The organism is Chelativorans sp. (assembly GCF_031180965.1).
Lineage (GTDB): Bacteria > Pseudomonadota > Alphaproteobacteria > Rhizobiales > Rhizobiaceae > Chelativorans.
Genome location: NZ_JAPSLH010000005.1, coordinates 12,641 through 29,962, shown reverse-complemented (window position 1 = coordinate 29,962; position 17,322 = coordinate 12,641). Strand labels below are relative to the sequence as shown.

Here is a 17,322-nt window from a genome sequence, read left to right as displayed (position 1 = left end):
CCCCTACTCCCTGCTCGCCTGCTGCAGATAGACGGCAAAGACGATGATCGCCGCCTTGATGATCAGCGCCACCTCGTCCGAAAAACCGTTGGCGAGCAGCGTGTAGCGCACGAGCTGGATGAAGACGGCGCCGAAGATGGCGCCCAGGATCGGCGCCCTTCCGCCCGAAAGCACGGCCCCGCCCACCACGGCCGCGGCGATGGCGTCGAGCTCCATCAGATTGCCGATGCGGGCGGCGTCGGAGGCCGAGTTGATGGCAACCACGATGAGGCCCGCCAAGCCGGCAAGGCTGGCGGAAATCACATAGGTGGCGATCTTGACGGTGCGAACCGGAACGCCGGCGAGTCCGGCCGCCGTTTCGTTGCCGCCGACGGCAAGCAGGTACCGGCCATAGAGGGTGCGCGCGACGAGCCAGGCGAAGAAGAGCGCGATGGCGAGCGCCAGCCAACCCTGGAAGGGCAGCCCGAGGATCCGGCCCGTGCCGAGGAAGCTGAAGATCGGATTGGAAAAGGTCTGGAGGTTGCCGTTGGTGAGCACCAGCGCAATGCCGCGCCCGGAAATGAAGAGGATGAGCGTGGCGATGATGGGCTGCACATTCAGGAAGGCGACCAGCACGCCATTGAAGAGGCCGCAGGCTGCCGCCACCAGAAGCGGCACGATGATGGCAAGCGCCACCCCCAGTCCGGGATTCGCCCGCCCGAAGGATGACATGAAGATCAGCGGCGCCAGCGCGCCCGCAAGCGCCATGACGGCGCCGACCGAGAGGTCCACGCCCCTCGTGGCGATCACCAGCGTCATGCCGACGGCGACGATGGCGATGGTCGCCACCTGCGAGACGTTCACGAAGAGCGTCTGCATGTGGAGGAAGTTGCGCGTGAAGACGATGTTGAAGAGGAGGAGCAGCGCCAGCGCGATCAGCCCGCCATGACGGCGCAGGCTGATGCCTGAAAGCGGGTTCTGAAGGAGAACGCCGCGCTCGGCCGACGAACGCTCCCTGCTCATGCGTCCACCTCCTTGGCCTTCGGCTGCGCAATGGCATGGACCAGCATGTCCTCGGTGACCCCGGGGTTGGAGACGGTGCGCACCGACTCCCCCTCCTGGAGGACGACGATCTCATCCGCGCCCTCGATCAATTCCTGGAACTCGGAGGAGATGAGGATTACGCCGCAGCCCTCGTCCACATAGCGGCGGATGATGGCCTGGATTTCCAGCTTGGCGCCCACATCCACCCCGCGCGTCGGCTCGTCCAGGATGAGCAGGGCGGGCTGGATCGCCAGCCAGCGGCCGAGCAGCACCTTCTGCTGGTTTCCGCCGGATAGCTCGCTCACCTTCTGGTCCATATGCGCGGCCTTGATACCGAGCGAGCGGATGAACCGCTCGACGATCTCCCGCTCCCTGGCCTTGTCGACCAGGCCCATGCGGGAAAGCTGCGGCAATAAAGCCAGCGTCATGTTCTCGCGCACGGACAGCTCCGGCACGATGCCTTCGGCCTTGCGGTCCTCGGTCAAATAGCCGATGCCGCGCGAAATCGCCGTGCGCGGACAGTCTATCGCGGTGCCCTTCATGGCGACGCGGCCGGCAGTGGGCTTGTCGCAGCCGAAGATGGCGCGGGCGGCCTCGGTGCGGCCGGAGCCCAGGAGTCCGGCAAGCCCCACGATCTCCCCTCGCCTTACTTTGAGGCTCAAATTGCGCAGCCGGCGGTTGGTGGCGACGCCCTCCGCTTCGAGAAGAAGCTCGCCGGAGCGGTCGCCGGTGGCGGCAAGCTCGGTCATGCCGGCGGTCTGGATTTCCGCCGCGCTGCGGCCGAGCATGGCGGCGATGAGATCGAGCTTGGTGGTCTCGGCGATATTCGCCACGCCCACGGTGCGGCCGTCGCGCATGATCGTCACGCGGTCGCAGATCTCGAAAAGCTCGTCGAGGAAATGGCTCACATAGAGAATGGACGTGCCGGAATTCTTCAACTCGCGGATCACCCCGAAGAGCACTTCCACCTCCCGCTCGTCGAGCGAGGAAGTCGGCTCATCCATGATGACGAGCTTTGCATTGAGCGACACCGCGCGGGCGATGGCGACGAGCTGCTGGATGGCGGTCGGGTAGGTCGCGAGCGGCGCCTTCACGTCGATGTCGACGCCGAAGCGCGAGAGGATTTCCCCCGTGCGCCGGTGCGCGCCGCGCCAGTCGATGGTGCCCCAGCGCGTTCGCGGCTCGTAGCCGAGCACGACATTTTCCGTGACGCTGCGCAGGGGAACGAGGTTCAGCTCCTGGTAGATCGTGCTGACGCCCCGCTCCTGCGCCTCGCGCGGGCTCGCGATCGTCGACGGCGCACCGTCGAACGCGATCTCCCCCTCGTCGCGCTGGTAGACGCCGGTCAGGATCTTGATCAGCGTCGACTTGCCCGCCCCATTCTGCCCGACAATCGCATGCACCTCGCCGCGATCGACCGCGAGTTCCGCGCGCGCGAGTGCAGGCACGCCATTGAAGGCCTTGCTGATGCCCGTCATGCGCAGGAGCGGTGTCGTCATCGCGTCGATCCCGGGGAAAAGCGCGGCGGAGCCTCCCCCGCGGGGCTCCGCCGCGTCACGAGGCGATGTCAGTACGCCTCGTCGATATGCTCGGCCGCGTTCTCCTTGGTGAAAATGCGGTCCTCCACCTTCACCCAGGGCTCGATCTCTTCGCCCGCCGCGTAGCGCTTCAGCGTATCGCAGGCCAGCGGGCCGAAGAACGGGCTCGATTCCACTGTCACGCCCATCTTGCCGTCGATGATGGCCTGCAGCGCGTCGCGGGTGCCGTCTATGGAGACGATGGTGACATCCTCGCCGGGCTTCTTGCCCGCCACTTCCAGCGCCTGGATGGCGCCAATGGCCATCTCATCATTGTGCGCGTAAATGACGTTCATATCCGGATGGGCCTGGAGCAGCGTCTCCGTCACCTGCCGGCCGGCATCGCGGGCGAAATCGCCGGATTGCGAGGCGACGATCTCGAAGCGATCGTCCTGCGCAATGCGCTCGTCAAAGCCCTTCTTGCGGTCATTGGCGGGCGAGGAGCCGGTCGTGCCTTCGAGCTCGATAATGACGCCCTTGTCGCCCTTGAAATTCTCGATCAGCCATTCGGCGGCCCGCTTGCCCTGATCGACGAAGTCGGAACCGAGGAAGGTCACATAATCCTGCCCCGCCTTAGCGACGGCCGGATCGACGCTGCGGTCGACGAGGAAGACCGGAATGCCGGCGGCCTTGGCGCGCATGACGGCAGGAACCAGCGGCTTCTCCTCGCGCGGGGCCAGGAAGATCGCGTCGACGCCCTGGGCGATCATCGACTCTACGTCGGAGACCTGCTTGGCAGCGGAGCCGGCGGCGTCGGTGTAGACGAGATCCCAGTTGCAGCTTCCGGCGACATCCTGAAAGCTCTTCGTCTCTGCGATACGCCAGGGGTTGTTGCTCTCCGTCTGAGCGAAGCCGACCTTGTAGCGGTCCTTCTGCTCGAGCGGCGGCAGGCCTTGAGCCAGGGCCGGCGCGAGGGCACTGCCCAGAAGGGCAACGGTCGCGATGGATGACAAGAAGATGCGACGCTTCATCGATTTTCCTCCACTAGATGATAGCACAAGCCACCGTTTCGGGCCCAAGGCCCTTTTTGGGCGAACCCAAATCCTCCACAAGTTTGGTATGACCAAACCTGCCTAAATGCAATCGCGAAATGGCAGGCATGTCAATCGCGAACGTGCAGGAACGGCACTTTTGTCCGGTAGGGGCGCTCACGGCTTGAAGAGCTGGTCCATTTTGGTATGACTAAACGGGAAATCTGACGCGGATGGCGGGCGGAGAATGCACGGAGAACTCACGGGATCGGACTTGAAGGCGCCGCCTGCCCCACCCTCACGCGCCGCGGATTTCGTCGTCTCCGAAATCGAGGCGCAGATCCTCTCCGGCAAGCTGCGCGATGGCAGCCACTTGCCCGCTGAGCGCGACCTGATGGTCGAGTTCGGCATCAGCCGCACGGTGGTGCGCGAGGCGATCGCGGCGCTCGCCAGTCGCGGGCTGATCGAGAGCCGGCCGCGCTTCCGGCCCGTGGTGCGCAAGCCCGGCTTCGACACGGCGCTGACTGCCGTGGGGGGCATGGTCGCGCATCTTCTGAGCGATCCGGACGGTGTGAAGAACCTCTACGATACGCGCATCTTTCTGGAAGCCGCGCTGGTGCGCAATGCAGCACTCCACGCCCGCAAGGAGGATATCGCAGCACTCCGCGACGCGTTACAGGCAAACCAGGAGGCGCTGACGGATTCGGAGCGCTTTTATGCTACCGACGTCGCCTTTCATGCCGTCTTCTACGGCATCCCGCGCAATCCGGTCTTCCCCTCGTTGCACAAGGCGTTCACCACCTGGCTTGCCCCGCACTGGAAGAGGATGCCCCGCTCGCCGGAGCGCAACCGGGTGAATTTTCTGAGCCATCGGGAGATCTGCAACGCGGTAGTGGAGCGCGATCCCGACGGCGCGGAAAAGGCGCTGAATGCCCATCTCAACGCCGCCTGGGAATACGTGCGGGGCACGTTCGAGCCGGGATAGGCGAGCACAAGGAGGACAGTTTGCGGGAGGAGTATGATTTCATCGTCGTGGGCGGCGGCTCGGCCGGCTGCGTGGCGGCTGCCCGGCTTGTGAAGGATGGCGGCCACCGCGTGCTGCTGCTAGAGGCGGGGCATTCCCACCGCCATCCCCTGCTCGACATGCCGCCCGGCATCTTCAAGATGATCAACGGCAGCAAGTTCATGCGTTACCACACGACAGTGGCGCAGGAGCACCTGGGCGGGCGCCAGCACGACATCCCGCAAGCCAACGTGCTGGGCGGCGGCTCGTCCGTCAACGCGCAGGTCTATATGCGCGGCCGGCCTTCGGATTACAACGAATGGGACGAGATTCTGCGCGGCAACAATGACGGCGCCGACTGGAGCTGGCCGGCCGTGCTGCACCACTTCAAGCGCATGGAAGGCAACAACCGCCTCCACAACGAGTATCACGGCGCCGATGGGCCGCTGCTCGTCTCCGATCCCGGCTATATCGACGACTTCTCCCGCTGGTTCGTGCAGAGCGTGCAGGCGCTGGGTGAGCCGTTCAATCACGATTTCAACGGCCCCTCGCAGCGCGGCGTCGGCTTCTATCAATTCATGAACCGGCGCGGGAAGCGAAGCAGCGCAGCCTACGCCTTCATCGAGCCGCTGAAGGACGATCCAAAGCTTACCGTCAAGCTCAACGCTCCGGTGGCGCACATCAAAATCGAGAATGGCCAAGCCGTCGGCGTCCTTTACCGCGATGCATCCGGCCGGGAGTTCGAGGCGCGGGCGCGGAGCGAAATCATCGTCGCAGCCGGCGCCCTTATCACACCCAAGATCCTGATGCTGTCCGGCATCGGACCTGCCGACCAGCTGAAGCAGCACGGCATCCGCTGCGAGGTCGATTTGCCGGGGGTGGGCGAAAACCTGATCGACCATCCGGAAGTCCCGATCATCGCTAATGCCAACGGGCCCTATGGCTATTTCCGCCAGGGCGAAGGCTGGCGCATGATCCGCAACGGCCTCCAGTTCAAGCTTTTCGGTTCCGGGCCGATCACATCGGCCGGCGTCGAGGCTGGCGGCTTCGTCAACCCGACGAACCCCGACGCGGAACCGACGATCCAGGCCTTCTGCGTGCCGATCGTCTATCTCGACCGCGATGTGCTGACTCTGGTGAAGAACACGTTCGGGCTCACGGTGACGACCGTCGTGGTGAAGCCGAAGTCGCGCGGCCATGTCCGGCTGCGTTCGGGCAATCCGGACGACATGCCGCTCGTCTGCCCCAACCTTCTCAAGGAGGATGAGGACATGCGGGAGATGGTCGAGGGCCAGCGCTTCTTCATGCGCGCGTTCCAGACGCGGCCGCTTTCAGACAAGATCGAGGGCCTGGCGGTGCCCGACCCGTCCAAGTTCAACGACGACGAGGCGCTAAAAGCCCATTGCCGCCGCTTCGTGAAGACGAATTACCACCCCGCCGGGACCTGCCGCATGGGCGCGGATGGCGACCCGATGGCAGTGCTCGACGCGCGGATGCGGGTGCGGGGCGTTTCGCGGCTGCGCGTCTGCGACATGTCGGCGGTGCCCAACATCAATGCCGGTAACACCAACGCGCCGGCCATGATGCTGGGCGACCGATGCGCGGACTTCATCATGCAGGCGTAATCACGAGCGGTCGTTGCGACTGCCGGACGTCCCTAGTGATAGCCCTGCCCCGGCGCCAGCTTGCCCCTGAACATCCAGTAGACAAAGACGGTATAGCCGATGACGAGCGGCAGAAGGAAAACCGTGCCGACCAGAAAGAAAATCTGCGACGCAGGAGCGGCCGCGGTGTCCCAGAAGGTCAGGTGCGGCGGCACCAGGTAGGGCGCGTTGGAAATGACGAGGCCAGCGTAGCCGAGGAGGAAAAGGATGATGGTACCGACGAAAGGCAGCGTTTCATTGCCCTCCTTCAGCGCGCGCCAAACGCGATAGGCGACAAACGCGGCCGCCAGCGGCACCGGCCAGAGGAAATAGAAATTGGGCAGGCTGAACCAGCGCTCGGCGATCCGGTCGAGGGCAAGTGGCGTCCAGAGGCTGACCACCGCCATCGCGGCCAGCACGGCGAAAAGCAGCTTGGAGGCGGCGCGGCGGGCAAAAACCTGCACCGGGCCTTCCGTCCGCATTATGAGCCAAGTCGCACCAAGGAGCCCGTAGCCGGCCACCACCGCAAAGCCGACAAAGATGGAGAAGGGCGTAAACCAGTCGAAGGCGCCGCCGGCATATTGCCGTTCGGTGACGGGAATGCCCTGCAGCAATCCCCCGAGGATCACCCCTTGCAGGAATGCCGCCACCGTCGAGCCGCCAGCAAAGGCGATATCCCAGGTCCGGTGCGAGGGCTTGGCGACCCAGCGGAACTCGAAGGAGACGCCCCTGAGCACGAGGGCCAGCAGCATGCCTATGACGGGCAGATAGAACGCGGGCATGATGACCGCATAAGCCGTCGGAAAGGCAACCCAAAGGCCAGCACCACCCAGAACCAGCCAGGTCTCGTTGCCGTCCCAGAAGGGCGCGACGGAATTCATCATCAGGTCACGATCCTCCTCCTTCCGTGTGAAGGGAAAGAGGATGCCGAGGCCGAGATCGAAGCCATCGAGGATGACATACATGGCGACCGCGGTGCCGATCAGCCCGGCCCAGATGACGGGGAGATACCATTCCATCGCAGTCATCCCTCCGGTGCCCTCAGCGGTTTGCCGGGCCCTTGGCCGACTGGCCGTCCGGTCGCTTCGCGGGCCGCCTCCTCGGCGGCAGATAGCGGCCGGTTGGGCAAGCCGCCGGCGCCCGCCGTCGCCTGGCCCTGAGGCCCGCGATTGATCAGACGATTGATATAGTAGATGCCGGTAGTGAACACGATGCCGTAGATGAACACGAAGAGCGCCAGCGTGCTCGCGACGCTCGCCCCCGGCACCGGCGAAATGCCGTCGGCCGTGCGCAGATGCCCGTAGACGAGCCAGGGCTGCCGTCCCTGCTCAGTCACGAACCAGCCGGCGAGAATGGCGATGAAGCCGAGCGGCCACATAAAGGATGTGAAGCGCAGGAAGAGACCCGGCTCAAACAGCCTGCCGCGCCACCACAGATAAAGGCCCAGGAACCCCACTGCGATCAGGAGAAGGCCGATCCCCACCATGATGCGGAAGGCGAAGAAGACATTCAGGACGGGCGGCCACTGGTCCTCCGGAAAATCCGTTAGGCCCTGATAGGTGCCCTCCCAGTCATGGGTGAGGATCAGCGAGCCGAGATGCGGGATGGCGACCTCGAACCGGTTGGCGCGCGCCTCCTCGTCGGGGATGCCGAAGAGGACAAGGGAGGCCGGATCGCGCCCGTTCCAATGTCCCTCCATGGCCGCAACCTTCACCGGCTGGTGCTCCAGCGTGTTGAGCCCGTGCTGGTCGCCGATGACGAGTTGAAGCGGCGCCGAGACGGCGATCATGCCAACCGCCATCCGCAGCATGGTGCGGCTTTCCTCCGGGTGCCGGCCAGCGAGGAGATAGCGCGCGCCCACGGCGAGCACCACGACGGCCGTCGTCAGATAGGCCGCGTTCAGCATATGGGCAAAACGGTATGGAAAGCTCGGGTTGAAGATGATCCTGAGCCAGTCGACCGGATAAGCGATGCCGTCCCTTATCTCATGGCCGGCCGGCGTCTGCATCCAGCTGTTCGCCGCAAGGATCCAGAACGCGCTCATGGAGGTCCCGATCGCCACCAGGGTGGCAGACAGGGCTATAAGCCAGGGCGGGAAGCGGTTCCAGCCGAACAGCATGATGCCGAGGAACGTCGCCTCCAGGTAGAAGGCGGTCAAAACCTCATAGCCCATCAGCGGCCCAATGACATTGCCGCTGAATTCGGCAAAGCGGCTCCAGTTCGTGCCGAACTGGTAGCTGAGCACGATCCCCGACACGACGCCCATCGCGAAGGAGACGGCGAATATCTTCGTCCAAAAGCGCGCGAGCCGGTGGAATTTTTCGTTCTTGGTCCGCAGCCAAAGCCACAAAAGGACGGCGATGAACGCGGACAAGCCGATGGTGAAGGCGGGGAATATGATGTGGAAGGATATCGTGAAGGCGAATTGGATGCGCGCGAGCAAGACCGGATCGAATTCCACCGCTCCCTCCATCGCCCCCGACATCAGCCGGAACATGTCAGGGAATAATGGGGCAGGCGCGGGGAATTTTCCAGCGCGCTGACGTCGCACCCCTCCTCGCGCGAAAACGCCGGCGCTGAGCGCCGGCGTTCATGGAAGGCGAGCTTTGCGGCTTATTGCTGCGGGATTTGTGCGATTTCCACCAGGGTCTCCCACTCCTCGACGGTGCGCTCCATGAGCGCCTGGGCCTCTTCGGGCGTGGAGACGAAGGGGTCGCCGCCTTGATCCGCCAGGAACTTCTGGGTGTCCGGCTGGGCCAGGACCTCATTGAACCAGCCATTGATCTTATTGGCGATCTCGTCCGGCGTTCCGGCCGGCACCATCACGCCCCACCAGCCGAGCTGGTCGATATTGATGCCCTGCTCCTTGAAAGTCGGAACATCGGGGACTCCCTTCATGCGCTCACCCGAGCCGATCGCCAGCGCCCTCCAGCGGCCCTCGCGGATCTGGCCGAGGGCAAATACAGGGTCGTGAGCGCCGAAATCCACAGCGCCGCTCATCATGTCGTTGAGCGAATCGGCCGAGGACTTGTACTGCACTGCCACGGTATCGAGACCGGCGAGCTGCTTATACTGCTCGGCGAGCACCCTTCCGGATGTGGCGTTGACGGCATAGCTGCCGTTCTCCCCCTTCTCCTTCATTGCCTCGGTGAGCTGCTGGAGGTTCTGGTAGGGACTGTCCTTGCGGACCGTGATCATGAAGGCCTGCTTGTTGATCGTCGCGACAGTGCGCAAGTCCTTCGCCACGTCGAAGGGCGGGTTCTTCAGGATATGCATGTTTCCGGCAATGGAGTTGCCGGAATGAACGAACATGGTGTAGCCGTCGGGCTTGGCGCGCACTGTGTATTCGGCCGCGATGTTGCTCATGGCGCCGGGCTTGTTCTCCACGACGACCGTTTGCCCGGCCACCTTGCTCACCTTGTCCGCGAAATAGCGAACGAGGACATCGGCACCGCTTCCGGGCGGGAAGGCGCAGATGAAGTGGATGGTCTGGCTAGGATAGTCGTCCTGGGCGATAGCTTGCGCAGGCAGCAGTTGCGCCGCGCCGAAGAGGAGGCCTGCCGCAGCCATCCTCAGCGAACCATTCAACAGTCTTTTCATTTTCTACTCCTGCTTGGGCTTTTCCTCGACGGCCGCCCATTCTGACGGCCGGCTGTTTCCGAAATGGATCGGCGATGAGTCCGCCGATTCGCCTGCGCTTGCGTCAGTTCTGCGGGATTTTCGCCAGCTCCACATAGCCGCGCCACTGCTCCACGGTTTTGACCAGAAGGTCCTGCACCTCCTCCGGCGTGCCGATGAAAACGTCGCCACCAAAGCCGTTCAGGAACTTCTCGGTCTCCGGAGTTTCGAGCACTTCGCGGAACAAAGCGTTCAGCTTGTTGACGACATCGTCGGGGGTTCCCGTGGGAACGAAGACGCCCCACCAGCCGAGTTGGTCGATGTTGACGCCGTATTCCTTCATCGTCGGGATGTCGGGGGTGGACTTCATGCGTTCCGGCGAGCTCACCGCGAGGATGCGGATACTTCCCTCGCGCTGCTGGCTGAGGGCGAACACGGGATCGAGCACGGCGAAATCGAGGGCGCCGCTCATGATGTCGTTGAGCGCGTCCGGCCCGGTCGAATAAGGCACCTCCACGGCCTGAAGGCCGGCGAGCTGCAAATAGACTGCACCGAGCACCTTTCCGGAGGTGGCGGTGGTCGCGTAGGAGGCGTCACCGCCCTTCTCCTTGATGAGGGCCGTCAGGTCGTTGATGTCCCTGACCGGCGAGTCCTTGCGCACCGCGATCATGAAGGGCTGCTTGTTGATGAACTGCACGCCGCGCAGGTCCTTGGCGACGTCGATGGGCGGCTTCTTGAACAGCCACATATTCGCGGCCGTGGAATTGCCCGCGTGGACATAGACCGTATAGCCGTCCGGCTTGGCACGCGCGGTATATTCCGCGGCGATGTTGCCGTTGGCGCCCGGCTTGTTCTCGACGATGATGGTCTGCCCCGCCACCTTGGAGACCCGCTCCGCGAAATAGCGCACCAGCACGTCCGCGCCGCTGCCGGCGGGGAACGCGCAGATGAAGGTGATCGTCTTGTTGGGATAATCCGTCTGGGCAGATGCCAGGCTCGGCGAGAGTGCGGCCGCGGCGGCGAGCGCCAGAAGCGCTCGGCGGGTAGGTTTCAGAAGATTGGCAAACATTGGCTCCTCCACTTTGTCTGTTTGCGAATTGGCGCTTATTCCTCCTGGAACGCCTCCTCGCGTTTCTTTCTGAACTGCGGGAATATGATCAGCATGATCATCAGCACGGCCGCCACGAGCAGGCAGGCCGAGATCGGGCGCTCGAGGAACACCATCGGATCGCCGCGCGATATCACCAGCGAGCGGCGCAAATTCTCTTCCATGAGCGGTCCGAGAATGAAGCCGAGGACGAGCGGCGCAGGCTCGCAGCCGAGCTTCAAAAGGATGTAGCCGAAGATCAGGAACACGATCATCAGCACCATCATGAAGGGCTCGGTGCTGGTTGAATAAACGCCGATGGCGCAGAACAGAAGGATTGCTGGGTAGAGCAGCCGGTAGGGAACCGACAGCAACCTGACCCACATGCCGATCAGCGGCAGATTGATGATGACCAGCATCAGATTGCCGATCCACATGGAGGCGACCATGCCCCAGAAAAGGTCGGGGCGCGTTGTCATCACCGCCGCGCCGGGCTGGATGCCCTGAATGATCATGGCGCCCATCATGATCGCCATAACCGGATTGGATGGGATGCCGAGCGTGAGCAGCGGAATGAAGGAAGTCTGCGCGGCAGCGTTGTTCGCCGCCTCCGGCCCGGCCACACCCTCGACCGCACCGGAGCCGAATTTGGCGGGCTTGCGCGAGATCTTCTTCTCCAGCGTGTAACTGGCAAAAGCCGCCAGAACTGCCCCGCCGCCGGGCAGGATGCCAAGGATCGACCCAAGGCCCGTGCCTCGGATCGCCGCCGGATAGGCCTCCCTGATCTCCTGCCGGTTGGGCATGAGGTCGCGGAATTTGGTGTTGATGGGCTCGCGTGGAGGCGGCGGGTTCTCGAGGTTGCGGATGATCTCTACGATGCCGAAAAGGCCAAGCACGAGCGGGAGGAACTCTATCCCCTCCCAGAGCCCGGAAATGCCGAAAGTATAGCGGGTCAGGCCGGTGTTGATGTCGGTGCCCACCAGGCCCAGAAGCAGCCCGATCAGCACCATCGCGATCGCCTTCAGCACCGCGCCGTGCGCCAGCACCACGGCCATGATCAGGCCGAGCAGCATGAGGGCGAAATAGTCAGGCGAGGTGAATTGCTGCGCGATGGCGGACAGCGGCGGCCCGAAGGCGGCGATGAAGATCGTGCCAATCGTTCCGGCAAAGAACGACCCCACGGCGGCGATCGCCAGCGCCGCGCCCGCGCGCCCGCGCTTGGCCATCTGATGCCCGTCGATGCAAGTGACGACCGAGGAGGCCTCGCCCGGCATGTTGACCAGGATCGACGTGGTCGAACCGCCATACTGGGCGCCGTAATAGATGCCGGCGAGCATGATGAGGGCCGATAGCGGGTCAAGCCCGAAGGTGATCGGCAGCAGGATCGCCAGCGCCGGAATCGGGCCGATGCCGGGCAGGACGCCTATCAGGGTGCCCAAGAGGACGCCGATGAAGCAGAACATCAGGTTCTGCAGCGAGCCTGCAGCCAGAAAACCGGTTGCGAGATGTTCGAAAACTTCCATCGGCTACCACCACCAGACCGGCATGGGCTGCTCCAGCGCGTAGACGAAGATCAGCACGATGAAGAATGCGGTTGCCGCGGCGAAGATGAGGGTCTCGAGAATATTGACCTTCTCGCGACGCGCGTAAGCGGCAAGAACGATCATCAATATGGCGGAAATGACGACCCCGACCTTGCTGATGAGGAAGCCGAAGGCCGCAATTGCGACAATCAGGAAGAATATCGGGCGGAACTGGATTCGCTCAATGGCGGGGCCCTCTACGACCAGCGCCTTGCCTGCGACAATCAGGCCAATGAGGATGATGAGCGCACAGATGATTGTCGGGAAGAACCCCGGTCCCATGCTGCGTGCCGATCCGAAGGCGAGATCCTGACCCGTCAAGATCCCGATCGCACCTATCAGGATAAACAGGACGCCCGCGCCGAAATCCTGTGGACTTTTGATCGATATCATCGGTTCCTCCCGAATCTTTCTTCTCGCGCCGGCGCCAGCAGCGCACCCCCTATTCAGCTTCCGTTGTGCCGTCCCCGCGGTTCAACTTCACGCAACCCGATTTGATGAAATTGAATCATGGGTGCGCTCCTGCCTATTCCGCTCTGGCGCTCCTCCCCTTTCGAAGCTCGTCCGGCCTTCACCCGCATTTCCTTCGGTTGCCTAATATCAGGGCACCGGATATCAAAAGTCAATGCATCCCTGCTTGCCCTGGCGCCGCATCAGTTGCGATGCCCAACGGAAAAGACGCCCGCCTAGGATTGCGCGAAAATTGGTTTTTAGCAAACGGAATTATACGATATCGAAAAATGGTTGACACTGGCGCTTAGACGGATCGATTATCCAGCCAATCTCAGCAGAGGCGGCGGCATGCATATTTCCATCGTAGGGGGCGGCATCGGCGGCTTGACGGCGGCGCTTTCGCTTCTGCGCCATGGCCATGAGGTCGAAGTTTTCGAGCAGGCGCCGGAACTGCGCGAAGTGGGGGCTGGCGTACAGGTGAGCGCGAACGGGACGCGCATCCTGTTCGCGCTCGGTCTGGAAAAGGAGATCATGGCCGTCGCCAGCGAGGCGGGCGGCAAGGAAATCCGCCTGTGGAACACCGGCCAGACCTGGAAGCTGTTCGATCTTGGACCACTGTCGATTGAGCGCTACGGTTTTCCCTACATCACCATCCACCGCAACGACCTGCATCAGGCGTTGGCGCTCGGCATCCGCCGCATCAGGCCGGACGCGATCAGGCTCGGCAAGCGGTGCGTCGGCATGGAGCAGGATGGGAACGGGGTGACGCTGCGCTTCGCGGACGGATCGGCCGCCCGTACCGATGTGGTGGTTGGGGCGGACGGGGTCCATTCGAAAATCCGCGAGGCGTTGTTCGGCCGGGATGAGCCGAAATTCACCGGGATCGTGGCGTGGCGGGGGGTGATCCCCGCCGGGAGGCTGCCGAAGCATCTCTTGCGGCCGGTCGGCACAAACTGGATCGGACCGGGCGGGCATGTGATTCACTATCTGCTCCGCCGCGGCGAACTGATGAACTATGTCTCCGTCGTCGAGCGCAGCAACTGGCAGGTGGAATCCTGGTCTGTCGCGGGGACGGTCGAGGAATGCCTCTCCGATTATCCCGGCTGGCACGAGGACGTCCATACGCTCATCAAGAGTATCGATACGCCGTACAAGTGGGCGCTCATGCTGCGGCCGCCGATGGAGCGGTGGAGCAAGGGGCGCGCGACGCTTCTTGGCGATGCCTGCCACCCCACCCTGCCTTTCCTGGCCCAGGGAGCTGTCATGGCGATCGAGGACGGCTTCGTGCTCGGCCGTGCCTTCGGCGAGCACGGAGACGAGTATGAGGAGGCGTTCGCGGCCTATGAGGGAGCGCGCAACGACCGTACCTCCCGCATCGTACGGGGGGCGGAAGCCAATCTCGGGCGCTTTCACAACCCGGCGCTCAAGGATCCCGTGCTCGCAGAGGCCTACGTCAATTCGGAATGGGAGGAGAGCAAGGTACGACAGCGCTACGAGTGGCTGTTCACATATGACGCCACTACTGTGCCTCTCAGCGGCAGGAACGGCATGGGAGCGCCCGTCGCAGGCGCCGCCTCGCATGGATAAGGCGGTCGAGGAGCGCACCCGCACGCAGCGGCACATCCAGTCGATCGATGTCGGCTTCCGCCTGATCCGCGTGCTGGAGCGCGCCAGCGGCAAGCTGCCGCTCGGCATGATCGCCGAACTTGCGGAAATGCCCGCCAGCAAGGCGCATCTCTATATGGTCAGCTTTGCCCGGCTCGGTCTCGTCGAGCAGGATCCGGCGACGATGCGCTATGGTCTCGGCCCCTATGCGCTGCAGCTCGGCGCTGCGGCATTGCGCCAGCTCGACGTGGTCCAGCTTGCCCGTCCCGTCATGGACGAACTCCAGTCCGCCACGGGCCTGCTCGTCTTCCTCTCCGTGTGGGGCAACCGCGGACCGGTCATCATCTCGAAAGTCGACAGCACCGTGGAGGTGCTCGTCTCCATCCGTGTCGGCTATGTGCTGCCACTCTACCAGGCGGCCACAGGCCGGGTGTTCCTCGCCTACAAGTCCCAGGCCGCGGTCGAACATGTGCTGGAGCGCGAGAAGCCGGTCGACCCGGTCCTGCGGCAGCGGGCGGAGGAAAGCCTGCCGCTGATCCGCCAGCGCCGGCTCGCCTTTTCCGACAGCCAGCTCAATGCCGGCTTTGCCTCGATCTGCTCGCCCATCTTCGACTTCGCCAGCGAGATCGCGGCCACGATCACGCTTCTCGGCATGAAGAACGAAATCAATCTCGATCCACAGGGCGCGGCGGCCATGCAGACCCGTCAGGCGGCCGAGCAAATCTCGCGCAAGCTCGCCCACGGCGCCGATGCGGCTTGAAGAAGTGGACCGCGCCAACCAGTTGGAGTGACGCACAGGTGCTTGCGACGAACAAGACCGAGTGGCAGCGGATACCGCTGATCATCTCGTTTCCGGATACGGCGCGCTATGCCGAAACCTACGGCTTTGCAGGAAATTCCGGGAAGGTAAACCTGGAGGGGCAGTTGCTGCGGGGTGCCGCGCCCTCCTCGACCGTCTATGTCTTCATGCATCCGACATCGACGCTGCACCTCCTGCCGATGCCGACGGCCCTTGCCGACGCTGGGCTGCATGTGCTCTGCGCCCAGAGCCGCTACCCCAAGAACGACAGTGCGCTGATCATGGAGAAGGTCGCGATCGATCTCGGCAAATGGATCGATTACGCGCGGGAGGAGCTGAAATATGAGCGCGTGGTGCTTGTCGGCTGGTCGGGCGGCGGCTCGCTCTCGCTCTTCTACCAGGCGCAAGCGGAGAGCCCCACCATCACGCACACGCCCGCCGGCGACGAGGCGAATCTTGTGGAGGCCAGCCTGAAACCCGCGGATGGCGTGATCTTCATCGCCGCGCATCTGTCGCGCGCTGAGACGCTAACCGAGTGGCTCGACCCTTCCGTACTCGATGAGCTCAACCCGGATATCCGCGACCCCGAGCTCGACATCTATTCGACCGAGTGCCCTGCGCAGCCGCCCTATGCGCCCGAGTTCGTGGCGCGCTTCCGAGCGGCACAGATCGCACGCAACCGGAAGATCACCAACTGGTGCCTCGACATGCTGGCGGAGCTGCGCCGGCGCGGCTCATACGAGCAGGAGCGCGCTTTCGTGGTCCATCGCACTATGTGCGACGTGCGCTGGTTCGACACTGCGATCGATGCGAACGACCGCAAGCCCGGCATCAGCTATATGGGCGACCCGCGCACGGTGAATGTGGGGCCGGTCGGGCTCGCCCGCTTCTCAACCCTCCGATCATGGCTCAGTCAGTGGAGCTATGACCTTTCCAACGCCAAGGGGCCGAAGAATGCGGCGCTTATCCGCAAAACGCCGGTGCTGCAGATCGAGAACAATGCCGACGAGGCGGTGCCTGCAACGCATAACCGCATCATCGCGGCGGCGCTCGCGACGCCAAACAAGGAATACCTCACGATCCCGCACGCGACCCACTACTATCTGGGCCAGCCGGAACTGCTGAAAACCTGCATCGGCAAGGTGATCGGCTGGAGCCGGGAGCAGAGGTTGCTGGTGGATTGACTTGATATGGCTCTGCCCGGTCCAACCCCAACAATAGGAGCGCCTTCGCGAACTGGCCCGAGCTTTCCCCACTGCAGCAAAAAGGCAGCGCCGACATACGACGCTGCCTCAATAAAGAATAGTGCGCTGAACTTATGCCGCGTTGGCGCCTTTGCGCGCCAACATATCGGCCTTCTTCCCGGTCCAGGCGTTCATCTGCTCGTGGGCCTCAGCCTTCGCCTTCTCCAGATAGCCGGGCTCCTCGGTGCGGGCCGTGATCTCGAGCCGCAGGCCATTCGGGTCAAAGAAGTAGATCGAGTTGATGAATTCGTGATCGATGACATCCGTCGTCTTCACGCCGGCTTCATTCAGCCGCTGCTTCATTTGAAGCACCTCCTCGACCGAACCCACTTCCATCGCAAAATGCTGCACCCAGTTGGGCGTATTGGGCGAGGGCAGCGGCATGACGTTCTCGCCGAGATCGAAGAAGGCCATATAGGAGCCGTCCGCCATCTCGAAGAAGAAGTGGGCGTAGGGCTTTTCCTCGCCCGTGCTCGGCACACGATCGGACGTCATGCAGTTGACCAGCGGCAGGCCCAGCAGGTCCTCGTAGAATTTCCGCGTCTCCTCGCCGTCCCGGCAGGGATACGAGAAGTGGTACAGGCCCTTGATCTTTGGCGCGGGAACCATGGCAATTCCTCCATCACATCATTCTTGCTGATGATGGGAATGATAGCCAATCGGTCCCGCCGCCTTGTCCCCTCATCGGGGGGACAGAGCATCACGGGCGTCAGCAT

The 17,322-nt window shown here is 63.4% G+C and carries 15 protein-coding genes; 5 read left to right on the top strand and 10 right to left on the bottom strand.

Features of this window, described 5'->3' with window-relative positions; all coding sequences use genetic code 11:
• Positions 1–3: 3 nt before the first annotated feature.
• The 3 genes from RIN79_RS05235 to RIN79_RS05225 all read right to left on the bottom strand — a co-directional run bounded on the left by RIN79_RS05235 (position 4) and on the right by RIN79_RS05225 (position 3,571).
• A complete protein-coding gene (locus tag RIN79_RS05235; RefSeq protein ID WP_309083574.1) occupies positions 4–1,002 on the bottom strand; it encodes an ABC transporter permease in 999 nt (332 codons plus the stop codon).
• Complete coding sequence (locus RIN79_RS05230) at positions 999–2,522, bottom strand: sugar ABC transporter ATP-binding protein (RefSeq protein ID WP_309083573.1); 1,524 nt, start codon at positions 2,520–2,522, stop codon at positions 999–1,001. The genes RIN79_RS05235 and RIN79_RS05230 overlap by 4 nt, the downstream gene beginning before the upstream one ends.
• 68 nt (positions 2,523–2,590) lie before the next feature.
• Positions 2,591–3,571, bottom strand: a complete 981-nt coding sequence (locus RIN79_RS05225) for an ABC transporter substrate-binding protein (RefSeq protein ID WP_309083572.1) — start codon at positions 3,569–3,571, stop codon at positions 2,591–2,593.
• Positions 3,572–3,818: 247 nt separating this feature from the next.
• On the opposite strand from RIN79_RS05225, the gene RIN79_RS05220 reads away from it, so the two are divergent.
• Both RIN79_RS05220 and RIN79_RS05215 read left to right on the top strand, forming a co-directional pair.
• On the top strand, positions 3,819–4,556 hold the full coding sequence (locus RIN79_RS05220; RefSeq protein ID WP_309083571.1) for an FCD domain-containing protein: 738 nt from the start codon (positions 3,819–3,821) through the stop codon (positions 4,554–4,556).
• Positions 4,557–4,576: 20 nt separating this feature from the next.
• Positions 4,577–6,199, top strand: a complete 1,623-nt coding sequence (locus RIN79_RS05215) for a GMC family oxidoreductase N-terminal domain-containing protein (protein ID WP_309083570.1) — start codon at positions 4,577–4,579, stop codon at positions 6,197–6,199.
• 32 nt (positions 6,200–6,231) lie between these two features.
• On the opposite strand, the gene cydB is transcribed toward RIN79_RS05215, so the two are convergent.
• From cydB to RIN79_RS05185, 6 genes are all read right to left on the bottom strand, one after another.
• Positions 6,232–7,236 (bottom strand): cytochrome d ubiquinol oxidase subunit II, encoded by a 1,005-nt coding sequence (cydB, locus tag RIN79_RS05210; RefSeq protein ID WP_309083569.1) that lies wholly within the window; start codon positions 7,234–7,236, stop codon positions 6,232–6,234.
• Between the two features lie 5 nt (positions 7,237–7,241).
• On the bottom strand, positions 7,242–8,678 hold the full coding sequence (locus RIN79_RS05205) for a cytochrome ubiquinol oxidase subunit I (RefSeq protein ID WP_309083568.1): 1,437 nt from the start codon (positions 8,676–8,678) through the stop codon (positions 7,242–7,244).
• A gap of 152 nt (positions 8,679–8,830) precedes the next feature.
• Complete coding sequence (locus RIN79_RS05200; protein WP_309083567.1) at positions 8,831–9,817, bottom strand: tripartite tricarboxylate transporter substrate binding protein; 987 nt, start codon at positions 9,815–9,817, stop codon at positions 8,831–8,833.
• A 103-nt stretch (positions 9,818–9,920) separates the two neighbouring features.
• Entirely contained in the window at positions 9,921–10,904 is a 984-nt protein-coding gene (locus RIN79_RS05195) for a tripartite tricarboxylate transporter substrate binding protein (RefSeq protein ID WP_309083566.1), read from the bottom strand.
• A gap of 35 nt (positions 10,905–10,939) precedes the next feature.
• A complete protein-coding gene (locus RIN79_RS05190; protein ID WP_309083565.1) occupies positions 10,940–12,445 on the bottom strand; it encodes a tripartite tricarboxylate transporter permease in 1,506 nt (501 codons plus the stop codon).
• A 3-nt stretch (positions 12,446–12,448) separates the two neighbouring features.
• On the bottom strand, positions 12,449–12,898 hold the full coding sequence (locus RIN79_RS05185; protein WP_309083564.1) for a tripartite tricarboxylate transporter TctB family protein: 450 nt from the start codon (positions 12,896–12,898) through the stop codon (positions 12,449–12,451).
• A gap of 408 nt (positions 12,899–13,306) precedes the next feature.
• Between RIN79_RS05185 and RIN79_RS05180 the strand changes: the two genes are divergently transcribed.
• Genes RIN79_RS05180 through RIN79_RS05170 form a run of 3 tightly spaced genes read left to right on the top strand, consistent with a single transcriptional unit; the run spans position 13,307 to position 16,546 of the window.
• Complete coding sequence (locus RIN79_RS05180) at positions 13,307–14,545, top strand: FAD-dependent monooxygenase (protein ID WP_309083563.1); 1,239 nt, start codon at positions 13,307–13,309, stop codon at positions 14,543–14,545.
• Positions 14,538–15,323 (top strand): IclR family transcriptional regulator, encoded by a 786-nt coding sequence (locus RIN79_RS05175; RefSeq protein WP_309083562.1) that lies wholly within the window; start codon positions 14,538–14,540, stop codon positions 15,321–15,323. Before RIN79_RS05180 ends, RIN79_RS05175 begins: the two co-directional genes overlap by 8 nt.
• 38 nt (positions 15,324–15,361) lie before the next feature.
• Complete coding sequence (locus RIN79_RS05170) at positions 15,362–16,546, top strand: alpha/beta hydrolase (RefSeq protein ID WP_309083561.1); 1,185 nt, start codon at positions 15,362–15,364, stop codon at positions 16,544–16,546.
• A gap of 132 nt (positions 16,547–16,678) precedes the next feature.
• Here the strand turns inward: RIN79_RS05170 and RIN79_RS05165 are convergent, their stop codons facing one another.
• A complete protein-coding gene (locus RIN79_RS05165; RefSeq protein ID WP_309083560.1) occupies positions 16,679–17,215 on the bottom strand; it encodes a VOC family protein in 537 nt (178 codons plus the stop codon).
• Between the last annotated feature and the right edge of the window lie 107 nt (positions 17,216–17,322).

Coding starts and splice junctions, on each gene's coding strand:
- RIN79_RS05235 (WP_309083574.1), bottom strand. CDS start 1,002: ATGAGCAGGGAGCGTTCGTCGGCCGAGCGCGGCGTTCTCCTTCAGAAC.
- RIN79_RS05230 (WP_309083573.1), bottom strand. CDS start 2,522: ATGACGACACCGCTCCTGCGCATGACGGGCATCAGCAAGGCCTTCAAT.
- RIN79_RS05225 (WP_309083572.1), bottom strand. CDS start 3,571: ATGAAGCGTCGCATCTTCTTGTCATCCATCGCGACCGTTGCCCTTCTG.
- RIN79_RS05220 (WP_309083571.1), top strand. CDS start 3,819: ATGCACGGAGAACTCACGGGATCGGACTTGAAGGCGCCGCCTGCCCCA.
- cydB (WP_309083569.1), bottom strand. CDS start 7,236: ATGGAATGGTATCTCCCCGTCATCTGGGCCGGGCTGATCGGCACCGCG.
- RIN79_RS05200 (WP_309083567.1), bottom strand. CDS start 9,817: ATGAAAAGACTGTTGAATGGTTCGCTGAGGATGGCTGCGGCAGGCCTC.
- RIN79_RS05195 (WP_309083566.1), bottom strand. CDS start 10,904: ATGTTTGCCAATCTTCTGAAACCTACCCGCCGAGCGCTTCTGGCGCTC.
- RIN79_RS05190 (WP_309083565.1), bottom strand. CDS start 12,445: ATGGAAGTTTTCGAACATCTCGCAACCGGTTTTCTGGCTGCAGGCTCG.
- RIN79_RS05185 (WP_309083564.1), bottom strand. CDS start 12,898: ATGATATCGATCAAAAGTCCACAGGATTTCGGCGCGGGCGTCCTGTTT.
- RIN79_RS05180 (WP_309083563.1), top strand. CDS start 13,307: ATGCATATTTCCATCGTAGGGGGCGGCATCGGCGGCTTGACGGCGGCG.
- RIN79_RS05175 (WP_309083562.1), top strand. CDS start 14,538: ATGGATAAGGCGGTCGAGGAGCGCACCCGCACGCAGCGGCACATCCAG.
- RIN79_RS05165 (WP_309083560.1), bottom strand. CDS start 17,215: ATGGTTCCCGCGCCAAAGATCAAGGGCCTGTACCACTTCTCGTATCCC.